This is a genomic window from Pandoraea pnomenusa (assembly GCF_000767615.3).
Classification (GTDB): domain Bacteria; phylum Pseudomonadota; class Gammaproteobacteria; order Burkholderiales; family Burkholderiaceae; genus Pandoraea; species Pandoraea pnomenusa.
In genome coordinates, this window is sequence record NZ_CP009553.3 from 222714 (window position 1) to 235429 (window position 12716).

The window sequence follows — 12716 nt, forward strand, 5'->3', positions numbered from 1 at the left end:
CATGCGCAAATTGAAAGTGATGACCGTTCTCGGCACGCGCCCCGAGATCATTCGACTCTCGCGCGTCATGGCGCGTCTGGATCAGTACTGCGATCACGTCATCGTTCACACCGGGCAGAACTACGATTACGAACTGAACGAGATCTTCTTCCGCGACCTCGAGGCGCGCCGTCCGGATCATTTCCTCAACGCGGCGGGCGCCAACGCGGCCGAGACGATCGGCAAGGTGATCATCGCGGCCGACAAGGTGATGGAAGAGGTGAGCCCCGATGCCGTGCTGGTGCTGGGCGATACGAATAGCTGTCTCGCCGCCATTCCGGCGAAGCGCCGCAAGATTCCGATTTTCCATATGGAGGCCGGCAATCGTTGCTTCGATCAGCGCGTGCCCGAGGAGACCAATCGACGCATCGTCGATCACACCTCCGACATCAATCTGACGTACAGCGACATCGCGCGCGAGTATCTGCTGCGCGAAGGGTTGCCGCCCGATCGGGTGATCAAGACGGGCAGCCCGATGTTCGAAGTGCTGAATCACTACGCACCGAAGATCGGCGGTTCCAATGTGCTGTCCGAACTCGGACTCGAGGCCGGCAAGTATTTCGTGGTCAGTGCCCATCGCGAGGAGAATGTCGATTCACCGATCAATCTCGCGAAGCTTGGTGAAACGTTGAATGCAGTCGCCAGCGCGTATGGCGAACCGGTCATCGTATCGACCCACCCTCGCACGAAGAAGCGCATCGAGGCCGCCGGACTGACGTTCGCCCCCAATGTTCGTTTGCTCAAGCCGCTGGGATTTCTGGATTACATTCGCCTCCAGCGCGACGCGCGGGCGGTGCTTTCGGACAGCGGCACGATCACGGAAGAGTCATCGATTCTGAACTTCCCGGCGGTCAACATTCGCGAAGCGCACGAGCGCCCGGAAGGCATGGAGGAAGCGTCGGTGATGATGACCGGCGTAGACGCCGATCGCGTATTGCAGGCGCTTGCCATTCTGGCCGATCAACCGCGAGGTGAGGCACGCCTGTTGCGGCAGGTCGCGGATTACAGCATGCCCAATGTGTCCGACAAGGTGCTGCGCATTATCCTCAGCTATACCGACTACGTCCGGCGCACCGTCTGGCGCCAGACGGTCTGAGCCGCGACTTCGACAAGCATAACCCGAGCGGTACGGCTGGTTACAGGATGGCAATGAAGTGAAAGTACTCATCGTTTCGCAATGGTTCGATCCGGAGCCGACGTTCAAGGGACTCATGTTCGCCAAGGCGCTCGTCGCGGCGGGACACGAGGTGGACGTGATCACCGGTTTCCCGAACTACCCGGGCGGCAAGGTCTACGACGGGTACAAGGTAAAGTGGCTGCAGCGCGAGGTCATGGACGGCGTTCGTGTCACACGCGTGCCGCTTTATCCGAGCCACGACGGGTCGGCCGTGCGTCGCATTGCGAACTACGCGAGCTACGCGGCATCGGCAACGCTCTATGGCGTTTTCGGGGCGCGCCGCGCCGACGTGATCTATGCGTACCATCCGCCGTTGACGGTGGGCATGGCGGCCGCGCTGATCGGCATGTTTCGCCGGACACCGGTCGTTTGCGACATTCAGGACATGTGGCCGGATACGCTTCGCGCCACGGGCATGCTCAACAGTGAGCGGGCGTTACGTGTTGTCAGCCGGTTCTGCGATTGGGTGTACCGGCGCGCTGCGCGGGTGGTCGTGCTCTCGCCTGGTTTCAGGCGGTTGCTGGTGGAGCGGGGCGTCCCCGATGCGAAACTCGACGTTATCTATAATTGGTGCGACGAGACGGCGTTGACTCAGGCGGCGGCACGGCCCGCCGATGGCGACCCGTTCGGTTTCGCGGGGAAGTTCAACGTCGTATTTGCCGGCACGATGGGCAAGGCGCAGGCGCTCGATGCCGTGCTCGATGCGGCGAAGCTCGTAGCCGCGAAGCGCCCGGAAGTGCAGTTTGTTTTTGTCGGCGGCGGCATCGAAGTCGAGCGGCTCAAGGCGTCTGCCGCATCGCAGCAACTGACGAACGTTCGCTTCCTGCCGAGAATGCCCATCACGGAAGTCGGGGCGCTGCTCAAGGCTGCGGATGTGCTGCTCGTCCATCTGAAGGACGACCCGTTGTTTGCGATCACGATTCCGTCGAAGACGCAGGCGTACATGGCGGTCGGCAAACCCGTACTGATGGCGGTGCGCGGTGACGCGGCCACGCTCGTCGAAGAGGCCGGCGCCGGTTTTTCGGCGACGCCCGAAGATGCGGCGTCGGTGGCGGACGCGGTCTGCCGCTTCGCGGCGTTGCCGCGCGAAGCGCTGGACGCGATGGGCGCGCGCGGCGCGGCTTTTTATCAGGAGCACCTCTCGGTGCGCGTTGGCGTCGCCAGATTTGGCGAAGTTTTCGAGCGCGTGGTCGCCGAACGGAGGCAAGCATGAAACGTACCTTCGATTTCCTTGTGGCTTTGTGCGCCCTGATCGTCCTGAGCCCGGTGTTGCTGGTGGTCTCGGTCTGGGTGGCCGTTGCGCTGGGGCGCCCGGTGTTGTTCCGTCAGGTTCGTCCCGGCAAGGATGGCAAGCCATTTCGCATGTGCAAGTTCCGCAGCATGACGGACGGGACAAGGACGGCAATCTGCTGCCGGACAGCGAGCGACTCACGCGCTTCGGCAAGTTCCTGCGCAGCAGCAGTCTCGACGAGCTCCCCGGTCTGTGGAATGTACTCAAGGGCGACATGAGCCTGGTGGGACCGCGTCCGCTGCTCATGGCGTATCTTCCGCTATACAGCCCCGAGCAGGCGCGCCGGCACGAAGTGCGTCCGGGCATCACGGGCTGGGCCCAGGTCAACGGACGCAATGCGATCTCGTGGGACGACAAATTCCGGCTGGATGTCTGGTACGTCGACAATCAGTCGTTTTGGCTGGACATCAGGATATTGTTGCTGACCGTCAAGAAAGTGTTCGCGCGCGATGGCATTTCCGCCGCCGGCGAGGCCACAATGCCGGCATTCACCGGCAGTCAGGAGCGGGCCAAGCAGCCCTGAGACCCGACTGCCCGAGCGCGGCACGCACTTCACATTAATCGACAGACTCTCCCCGAAACGACAGATGCTCAATACTCGACTCTCGCCCTGGCCAAGCTATTCGGAAGAAGAAGTAGAGGCCGTCGCCGCCGTCCTGCGCTCGAACCGGGTCAATTACTGGACCGGCACCGAAAGCCGCGAATTCGAAAAGGAGTTCGCCGCCTATATCGGGTCGCGCCATGCGATCGCGCTCGGCAACGGCACGCTCGCGCTGGATCTCGCGCTCCATGTGCTGGGCATCGGTGCGGGTGACGAAGTGATCGTCACGTCGCGAACGTTCCTGGCGTCCGCAAGCTCGATCATCAACGCCGGCGCGGTACCCGTGTTCGTCGACGTGGATCGCGACTCGCAGAACATCACGGCAGACACCATCGCCCCCGCGATCACGCCGCGCACCAAAGGCATTCTCTGCGTCCACCTGGCGGGCTGGCCCTGCGACATGGACCCGATCATGGCGTTGGCCAAGACGCACAACCTGTACGTGATCGAAGACTGCGCGCAGGCGCATGGCGCCAAGTACAAGGGCCGCCACGTCGGCACGATCGGTCACATGGGCGCCTGGTCGTTCTGTCAGGACAAGATCATGACGACCGGCGGTGAAGGCGGCATGCTGACGATGGACAACACCGACTGGTGGAAGGCGGCCTGGGCCTACAAGGACCATGGCAAGTCGTACGACGCCGTCTACGAAAAGCAGCATCCGCCGGGATTTCGCTGGCTCCATGAGTCGTTCGGCACCAATTGGCGCATCACCGAGATGCAATCGGCCATCGGGCGCATTCAACTTCGCCGGCTCGACGCCTGGAAGGCCCGGCGTCAGGCGCTCGCGGCGAAGCTCGACAGCGTGCTGCGCCAGCATGACGTGGTTCGCGTGCCGAGCGTGCCCGCGGACATCGAGCACGCCGAGTACAAGCATTACGCCTTCGTTCGCCCGGAGCGGCTTCGTGAAGGCTGGACACGCGACGCCATCATCGAAGCGCTGACGGCGAAGGGCGTGCCCGCGTACCAGGGATCGTGCTCAGAGGTCTATCTGGAGAAGGCGTTCGACAACACCGGCTGGCGCCCCGAAGTCCGCTTGCCGGTCGCACGCGAACTCGGCGAGACAAGCCTGATGTTCCTTGTGCACCCGACATTGACCGACGAGGAGATGGCGTTCGTTTGCCGCGAGCTGGACGAGGTTCTGACAGCGGCCTCGCGCTAAACACCATGTTGCGTATGATCGTGAACCTGCCGCGTAGTGCGAAGATCACCGTGATGGCTGCGGCCGACGCGGTGCTGTTGCCTTTGTCGTTGTGGACCGCGATCGGTCTGCGGCTCGATTTCTGGCATTTTCCGCAAATCCACGCCTGGTGGGTTTACGCGCTGACATCGGTGCTGGCGATACCGATCTTCATGTGTCTCGGGTTGTACCGCGCCGTCGTCCGGTACATGGGCTCGCGCGCCATGCTCATGATCGTGCTGGCGGTGACATTGTCCGTGTGGGCGTTTGCCGGCGCCCTGACGCTGCTGGTCCTGCCCCCCGTGCCACGCGGCGCGTTGCTGATCTACTGGGTCATGGCCGTCTTCTACATCGTCGGCAGTCGTCTGCTCGCACGCACGGCGTTGCTGAACTGGCGTCCGTCCGAGCGCGGTCGCGCGGTCATCATCTACGGGGCGGGCAGTGCCGGGTGCCAACTGGCCGTGGCGCTGCGGGCCGGCAAGGAGTATCAGCCGGTGATGTTCGTGGACGACAATCCCGCCCTGCAAAGTCTCGAGATCATGGGGTTGCGGGTGCGCGATCCCAAGGACCTGCCGAAGCTGGTCAATCGCTTCCAGGTCGAGCAGATTCTGTTGGCGATTCCGTCGGCCAGTCGCAGCCGTCGCATCGAGATCATCAACAAGCTCGAAGCGCTGCGTGTCGAAGTCCGGGCGATTCCGGGCATGGCGGAGCTGGTGGGCGGCACGGTGCGTGCCACCGACGTGCGCGAGATCGAGATCGACGACCTGCTTGGCCGTGACACGGTACCGCCGGACCAGCGGTTGCTCGAAGCCAACGTGCGTAACAAGAACGTGATGGTCACGGGCGCGGGGGGCTCGATCGGCTCCGAACTATGCCGCCAGATCGTGCTGCTGCGCCCGCGCCGGCTGGTCCTGTACGAACTGTCTGAATACGCGCTGTATTCGATCGCGCAGGAGCTCGAGCTGGTCGTGGGGCAACGGGAATTCCGCGACATCGAGATCGTGCCGGTGCTCGGTTCCGTGCAGAACCGCGATCGCGTGACCGATATCATGCGCCGCTATGGCGTGCAGACGGTGTACCACGCGGCAGCCTACAAGCATGTGCCGCTGGTCGAATTCAATATGACCGAAGGGGTGCTCAACAATACCTTCGGCACGAAGGCCGCGGCGGAAGCGGCCATCGCGGCGGGCGTGGATACGTTTGTGCTCATCTCCACAGACAAGGCCGTGCGGCCGACCAACGTGATGGGCGCCACGAAGCGTTTCGCCGAGCTGGTGCTCCAGGCGTTCGCCAACGACCCGAGCGTCAAGACCCGCTTCTGCATGGTGCGTTTCGGCAACGTGCTGGGGTCGTCGGGTTCCGTCGTGCCACTGTTCCGGAAGCAGATCCTCTCCGGCGGACCGGTCACCGTCACGCACCCGGAAATCAACCGCTATTTCATGACGATCCCGGAGGCCGCGCAACTGGTGATCCAGGCCGGTGCGATGGGCGCTTCCGGCGAAGTGTTCGTGCTGGATATGGGAGAGCCGGTGCGTATCGTGGATCTCGCCCGGCGCATGATTCACCTGTCCGGATTCTCCGTCGCGGAAGACGGTCGCAGCAACGGCGATATCGCGATTGAATTCAGCGGCCTGCGCCCTGGCGAGAAGCTGTACGAGGAGTTGCTGATCGGCGACGACGTGACGGGCACGCCGCACGCGAAGATCATGATGGCCAACGAGCACTTCATTCCGCGGAGCGAACTCGAAGGGCTGTTGCAAATTCTTGCCGACGCCTGCAAACACAACAAGCACGACGTCATCATCAACACGTTGCGCAACTGTGTGTCGGGCTTCCGCCCCGAGTCGGAAATTCGTGACCACCTCTACACGGTCGGCCAGCGCCCGGTGCGCTCCGTTTCGTAGTTCGCAAGCGGAGTCCCCGGACCGGGATCCGGCCGCGATGTCCGGTCGATGGGTCGGTCGACGGGGGCGAACGATTCGCCCCCGTCGTGAATGGCACGACGGTCGGGCCGCCGCTGTCCCGCTGGGGGCGCTATCGTACCGACGGCATCGACGAGACCGACGCCAGACTCTCCCTGAAGTGACGCACTTTCGCCTCGTTGTCGGCGAGGGTGAGATGCGTCTCGAGGGCACGCGTCGGAATGCGCCTGCAGATCTGGTGATCCTCGGCGAACACCTTGCGGTTGATCTGCGCGGTCGATTCGAAGAAAGTCTGCGCGGTGGCCAGCCGTTCCGGCACGACCGGTGCGGTCAGCAACCGGCTGGCGAAATGCGTGCGTTCGGGGTCGTTCGAGGGGAAGAAGTTCTGAAGCGAGTACGAATACCCATAAGTCGATGAGAGCATCGCGAACGGGAAAATGTACAGGCTCTGATAGCCCTCATACCGATAGTCGATACTGAACAGGCGGCTCATGGCGCGCAACTGCTTGTCGACGCGGCTGTTGCCTACCGGCGCACGCCAGATCGAATTGAGGCCGTGGAATACGTTTTCGCCCTCTTCGAGGCGCAGCGTTCCCAGCGAATTCGGATGCACCATATCGATGTGATACGGCTCCAGCGCGTTTTCCAGTGCGACGCGCCAGTTGCATTCGAACGGGTAATGGTTGAAGTCGTACCGTCCGGCGATATTGAACGAGATCTCTTCGAGCACCGTCTCCGTTTCGCCCAACTGATCCGACAGGCTCATGATCGGCTCGATGCCGATGAACATGAAGTCCGCGCACCATTCCACGCGGAATTCGTTGAGCTTTGCCTTGGCCAGATCGCACGGCGCGAACCGTTCGGGTTGCGGCACGTGGACCGTGCCTTGCTCGAAGCGCCAGCCATGATACGGACAATGCGCCGGCTGATTACCGTGCGCGTCGACGAAGAAGCGCGTACCGCGATGCGGGCAGAGGTTGTCGAACGCCACGATGTTGCCGTGGTCGTTGAAAAGGACGATCTCTCCGTCAGCCCAGTTCAGCAGCAGGAAGTCATTGTCGGCCAGCAGCTCGGTGCGGTGACCGATCAGATGCCAGTACTGGCGGGACAAACGTTGCTCTAACACGAACGGCTCCGCGATAGGTTTGTGGGTCACATCTTTTTGGACGGCGGCGCATACAGCGTCATGCCATCCGCGAGTCGGCGCATGGCCGTCGTGCCGGCGCCGAGCGTGCAATCCGCGCCAATGCTCACGCCAGGCATGACGCGCGCCCCCGATCCGACGAACGTGCGAGTGCCGAGCACCGAGAATCCCATCAGGTCGACGTGCGCGCTCAGCGTGCAGAAATCGCCGACGCTCGCGTCGTGACCGATCGACGAGCAGGCATTGACGGTCACGAAATCACCGACCTTCGCGTCGGCGGAAATCAGCGACTGCGGGCAGACGACCAACCCTTCGCCGAGCGTTGCCGTTGCGGCGACCACCGCGCTGGGATGGATGACGGTCGCGAATCGCACCTCGGGATTGCGCTCGCGCAGCAGGCTGGCGAGTCGTTCGCGCGTTTTCGGCGCGCCGACGGCAATCACCAGCTCGATGCCCGGCGCCGCCACGAAGTCTGACGGCTTGCCCAGGTAGGCAACCCCGTAGTTGTAACCGTTCAGGCACTCAGGATTGTCGTCGAGCACGCCCACGACATCGCCCCGGCCCGGCCCGGATTCGATCTGGCGAATCCAGGAAATCAGTTCGCGGCAGAAACCGCCGCCGCCCACGATGACGTATTGCTTCATCAGCGCACCGTAAACCCGCCGTCCACGACCATCGTGGTGCCGGTAATCCACCGTGCGGCAGGCGAAAGCAGGAAGGTCACCGCGTTGGCGAGATCGTCCGTCGTGCCGAATCCGAGCAGGTGCTTCTCTTCGTAAGCCTGCATGGCGGCCGGCGGGAGGCTCGATGCGAGACGGCCATGCATGGCCGTCTCGACGGCACCGCTCGCCACGCTGTTGACGCGAATCTTGCGCGGCGCCAGTTCGACGGCCAGCGAGCGAGCCAGTCCATCGATCGCCGCCTTGGACGCCGAGTAGGCCGTCATCCCTGCCTGACCGCGCAATCCGGCGGCCGACGACATGAGCACCAGCGAACCGCCATCGCGAATGACGTCTTTCATGGCCATGGCGCGGGCGATGCCGAATGCCGTATTGACGCTCGCGGCGAAGAGCTTGTCCAGGCTCGCCTGCTTCGTCATCTTGATCGGCAGGATCAGCTCCAGGCCCGCGGCGTGAAAGATGCCATCGACGCCGCCGGCGGCGACGGCGGCTTCCTTCACCTGTTGCGCGGCGGCGTCGGCGTCGGCAAAGGCGACCACGACGGCCTGGTGCTCGGCGCGTGTACCGAGCGAATTCACGCATTCCTGCGTGCGCGCTTCATCGCGACCCATGGCGACGATACGCGCCCCGCACGCCGCGAGCATCTGCGCCGTGGCTCGGCCGATGCCCGACGACGCGCCGGTCACCAGGAAGGTCTGGCCGGAGAGGGCCTGGGAATCAAAGATCATGGAACACCGTTTCGTTGCATGCGAGCGGGCCAACGCGCATCAGCGCGGAGCCCCACGAGTACCCGACGCCGAAGCCGGCCATCAGCAGTTGCTTCGGCTCGGCGAGCGCGTCGCGCAGGTGCGTGCTGAGCAACAGCGGAATCGATGCACAACTGGTATTGCCGTACTCGCCGATGTTGATGTGGAACTTCTCCGCCGGAATTTTCGACTTCCTCGCCAGGTGCTTCAACATGAACTCGTTGGCCTGGTGATAGAGGAACCCGTCGACGTCGTCGATCGTCTGTCCGGCGTATTGCAGCGTGTCCGCGACGAGGCCCGGAACGGATTTGAGCGTGAAATTGAAGATCTCGCCGCCGTCCATGTACAGGCAGGCCGGATCGCGGCCTTCGAGGCGAGGATCGTCCGGCAGCGTCGTGCGGAAGCCGCCCTGCGGGATGATGAGATTTTTGGCGCCCGCGCCGTCGGTGCCGATGACGAAGGTGCTGGCCTGCGCGCCCTCGTCGTGTTCGACGGCCGTGGCGGTGCCGGCGTCGCCGAACAGCATCGCAGTGGCGCGATCGTCGGGCGATACCGTACGGGTGATCGTGTCGCCGGCGAGCAGCAGCACGCGGCGTGCGCCGCCCGCGATCATCGTCGAGGCCAGCCACAGTCCATACGTGTACCCGGAGCATCCGAGATTCACGTCGAACGCGGCACATGCCTTGTCGAGACCGAGCTTGCCGTGCAACGCACAAGCGGTGGCCGGCAACCGGTAATCGGGCGTTTGCGAGACGAAAATCAGGGCGTCGACGCTGTCGAGCGCCCATCCCAGGCTCGACAGCAGCTTTTGCGCTGCATGGTGACAAAGGTCCGCGGCGGTGGTCTTGTCGTCCACCCAGTAACGCCGCTGAACTCCAATCATCTTGACGACGTCACGCACTGCATCGGCGCCGAAGCGCGCTTCGAACCCGTTGTTGTCGACTTCATTGCGCGGCAACACCGACACGACGCCGCGAATGGCGACGTTGCCGATGCGGTGTGCGCGACCGAACGTCAAGCGATTGTTCATGCCTTGGCCTTTTCAATCAGCGCCTCGATATCCGAGACCTTTTCACATTTGCCCAGGGCCGAGCCGTCGAGCGTCACATTGAAGATCTCGTCGACGATGGCAATGGTCGAGACGATCGCCAGCGAATCCCAGTTGTGGTCTGCCAGCGCCATATCCGGGCCTACGGTCGCGGGATCGATTTCCAGCACTTCTGCGAGTTCGGCGTAAAATTTTTCCACTTGTTGCACTCCCTTCAAATCAAAAATCAATAATGGTGCCGGCCCATGAGAGCCCCACGCCGAAACCGACCACCATGACGCGTCGGCGTCCGTCGGCTCGACGGGGCAGCGAGGTCAGGGCGATCGGGATCGTCGATGATACGGTATTGCCGTAGTGGCTCATGTGCACGACGAACTTCTCTGCCGGAATCTGGCACTTCTTGCGCAGGGTTTCCAGAATGAACGTGTTGGCCTGATGGAATACGACATGGTCAATGTCGTCCATGGTCAGTCCGGCCTTCTCGAGCAACCGGCGCACCGCATCGGGCACTGCGCGCAGCGTGAATGCCATGACGGCCCCGCCGTCCATGAACAGATGGTCGTCGGTGCGGGTGTTACCCGACTCGTCGCTGTACTCGGCCGCGCTGGCTTCGCTGCGCTCGGTGCGTGCGCCCCCCGTCTTGACGATCAGGTCTTTGGCGCCCTTGCCGTTCGTGCCGAAAATGAACGGACCAATCGCGTTGGCCCCACTGGCGTCGTGATCGTCGGCCTCGATGAGCGTGGCGGCCGCGCCGTCACCGAAAATGGTGCGTACGCTCTTGTCCTTCGGATGGATGAGCTTGGTATACGTATCCGCCGTCAGCAGCAGCACACGGCGCGCGTTGCCGGCCTCGATCAGCCCCTTGGCGAGCGAGAGGCCATAGACGAAACCCGAGCAGCCCAGGTTGAAGTCGAGCGCGCCGATGTCCTGACGCAGCCCCAGGCGTTCCTGCAGCACGCACGCCGTGGTCGGCAGGATGAAATCCGGCGATTGGGTGCACAGCAGCAGAAAATCGATCGACGCGCGATCGATATCGTGAGCGTCGAAAAGCTTTTCGGCTGCCGCAGCCGCCAGATCCGAGGCCGTCTCTCCCTCGGCTGAAATGCGGCGCTCGGCGATGCCTGTCTTGGCAAGGATCTTCTCCGCCGTCCACTCGGGGAATACTGCCGCCAAATCCTCGTTACTGATCACTTCTTCGGGGAAGTGGGTGGCAATGGCGGCAACTCTAGCTTTCGTCATCTTGTAGTCGTCAGTCGGACGTCGATATCCGTCTCAATGGCTGAATCCGCGTCAACGAAGCACGCTAATCACGACGGAACCGACGCCAGGGGTTGCGCAGTATGCCGCAAAAAAACGACATGGATAACCGCAATGTTGCGTCGCACGCGGCTATCGCCGTCGAAGCTCGCATTTTGCATGATCGACCCGGCGTACGCTCGTTCCGAACCGAAACAAATATTGAACCGGGTCAAGGAGATACGTGATTTCGCGCGAGCGTTCCCGGTGCCGGATATGACAGTGCACGGACTTCAAGATTCCGACCGCTGAAAACGGGGTCTCGCCGAAGTGACATTATAAACGACTGCTTAAAGGTCAGAAGGCGGCCGGCAACGCGCAAACCTTGACACCGCCGCATCGCGAACTAGCCTTCAAGACAAGTGCGTCACCGAGATCATGGCCCTCCCGATCCTCCTGATCGTCGTCGTCGTCGCCGCGCTCGCGTTTCATTTCTGGAGTCCGTGGTGGCTGACGCCGCTGGCGTCTAACTGGCGCCAGATGGACGATACCCTCACCCTTACGCTGGTGATCACCGGCGTGGCCTTCGTTGTCGTCAATCTTTTCGTCGCCTGGGCCATTTTCCGCTATCGCCACCGCGACGGGCACCGCGCCGCCTACGAGCCCCACAACCGCCGTCTCGAAATCTGGCTCATCGGCATTACGACCGTGGGCATCGCCGCCATGCTTGCGCCCGGACTTTTCGTCTACGCCAGACTCATCAGCCCGCCGGACGACGCGCGCGTGGTCGAAGTCGTCGGCCAGCAATGGCAGTGGCGCTTCCGACTGCCCGGCCCGGACGGACGTCTAGGCACATCCGACCCCAGCTACGTTACCGCCGACAACCCCCTCGGCCTGAATCCGAAAGACCCCGCGAACCAGGACAACCGCATCGTCGACGCGCCCGAGCTGCACCTGCTCGTCGGGCAACCGGTGAAATTGCTGCTGCGCGCCAAGGACGTCCTGCACGATTTCTACGTGCCACCGTTTCGCACCCGCATGAACATGGTGCCCGGCATGGTCACCCAGATGTGGCTCACGCCCACCCGCATCGGCCGGTTCGACATCCTCTGCGCCCAGTTGTGCGGCGTGGGCCACGCGAACATGCGCGGCGTGGTCGTGGTCGACGACAAACCGGCCTACGACGCCTGGGTGGCGAAGCTTCCCACGTTTGCCTCGTTGCAGGCGCGGCACGCCGGGGCGTCGTCGTCCGACCCACTGGCCGCACGGGGCAAGCTGCTGGCGCAGCAAAAGGGCTGCGCCGCGTGCCACACCGTCGACGGATCGCAAGGCGTCGGGCCGACCTGGCATGGGCTGTACGGCAAGACCGAAACGTTCCAGGACGGCACTTCGGCGCACGTCGACGATGCCTTTCTCGCCACCTTCATCCGCAACCCGACCGCGCGCGTGCCCAAGGGCTTTGCGCCGATCATGCCGAAAATCGACCTGACCGACGACGAACTCAAGGCGCTCGTGGCGTATATCCGGACCCTGGGCGCCGCCGCATCGGCCACGCCTGCCCCATCCGCCACGCCTGCCGCTTCAGTCACGCCGACCCAACCCGGCCCGACAGCAGTCCCGGCGGCCGCGCCGGCATCGGCGCCGTCCGCCGC

Annotated in this window: 10 protein-coding genes and 2 pseudogenes; 6 read left to right on the forward strand and 6 right to left on the reverse strand. The window is 63.3% G+C overall.

What is annotated here, in order from left to right; translation table 11 throughout:
* Position 1: 1 nt before the first annotated feature.
* From wecB to LV28_RS25075, 5 genes and pseudogenes are all read left to right on the forward strand, one after another.
* Complete coding sequence (gene wecB, locus LV28_RS25055) at positions 2–1135, forward strand: non-hydrolyzing UDP-N-acetylglucosamine 2-epimerase (RefSeq protein ID WP_038619219.1); 1134 nt, start codon at positions 2–4, stop codon at positions 1133–1135.
* A gap of 58 nt (positions 1136–1193) precedes the next feature.
* Positions 1194–2429 carry a glycosyltransferase family 4 protein gene (locus tag LV28_RS25060; RefSeq protein ID WP_038619216.1) on the forward strand — a complete coding sequence of 412 codons (1236 nt, stop codon included), beginning with the start codon at positions 1194–1196 and terminating at the stop codon, positions 2427–2429.
* Positions 2426–2892 (forward strand): annotated as a pseudogene (locus LV28_RS25065) (sugar transferase); the annotation flags it as partial. The gene LV28_RS25060 and the pseudogene LV28_RS25065, both read left to right, overlap by 4 nt.
* A gap of 202 nt (positions 2893–3094) precedes the next feature.
* Entirely contained in the window at positions 3095–4270 is a 1176-nt protein-coding gene (locus LV28_RS25070; protein ID WP_038619213.1) for a DegT/DnrJ/EryC1/StrS family aminotransferase, read from the forward strand.
* A gap of 5 nt (positions 4271–4275) precedes the next feature.
* The gene (locus LV28_RS25075) at positions 4276–6192 is read left to right on the forward strand and encodes a polysaccharide biosynthesis protein (protein WP_048806478.1); all 1917 of its coding nucleotides are present in this window, start codon (positions 4276–4278) and stop codon (positions 6190–6192) included.
* A 130-nt stretch (positions 6193–6322) separates the two neighbouring features.
* Here LV28_RS25075 and LV28_RS25080 read toward each other — a convergent pair whose 3' ends face one another.
* The 6 genes from LV28_RS25080 to LV28_RS25105 are packed head-to-tail and all read right to left on the reverse strand — an operon-like array spanning position 6323 to position 11067.
* Entirely contained in the window at positions 6323–7336 is a 1014-nt protein-coding gene (locus LV28_RS25080) for an aromatic ring-hydroxylating oxygenase subunit alpha (protein WP_038621806.1), read from the reverse strand.
* 26 nt (positions 7337–7362) lie between these two features.
* Positions 7363–7998, reverse strand: coding sequence for an acetyltransferase (locus tag LV28_RS25085; protein ID WP_038619210.1), 636 nt, complete (start codon positions 7996–7998; stop codon positions 7363–7365).
* Positions 7998–8759 (reverse strand): SDR family NAD(P)-dependent oxidoreductase, encoded by a 762-nt coding sequence (locus tag LV28_RS25090; RefSeq protein WP_174234936.1) that lies wholly within the window; start codon positions 8757–8759, stop codon positions 7998–8000. Before LV28_RS25090 ends, LV28_RS25085 begins: the two co-directional genes overlap by 1 nt.
* A complete protein-coding gene (locus LV28_RS25095; RefSeq protein WP_038619205.1) occupies positions 8752–9810 on the reverse strand; it encodes a ketoacyl-ACP synthase III in 1059 nt (352 codons plus the stop codon). Before LV28_RS25095 ends, LV28_RS25090 begins: the two co-directional genes overlap by 8 nt.
* Positions 9807–10028: an acyl carrier protein gene (locus tag LV28_RS25100; protein ID WP_038621804.1), complete on the reverse strand. Its 222-nt coding sequence runs from the start codon at positions 10026–10028 to the stop codon at positions 9807–9809. Before LV28_RS25100 ends, LV28_RS25095 begins: the two co-directional genes overlap by 4 nt.
* Before the next feature lie 19 nt (positions 10029–10047).
* A complete protein-coding gene (locus LV28_RS25105; RefSeq protein WP_038619202.1) occupies positions 10048–11067 on the reverse strand; it encodes a 3-oxoacyl-ACP synthase III family protein in 1020 nt (339 codons plus the stop codon).
* Positions 11068–11502: 435 nt separating this feature from the next.
* On the opposite strand from LV28_RS25105, the pseudogene LV28_RS25110 reads away from it, so the two are divergent.
* Positions 11503–12624: pseudogene (locus LV28_RS25110) on the forward strand (cytochrome c oxidase subunit II); the annotation flags it as partial.
* Positions 12625–12716 lie beyond the last annotated feature (92 nt).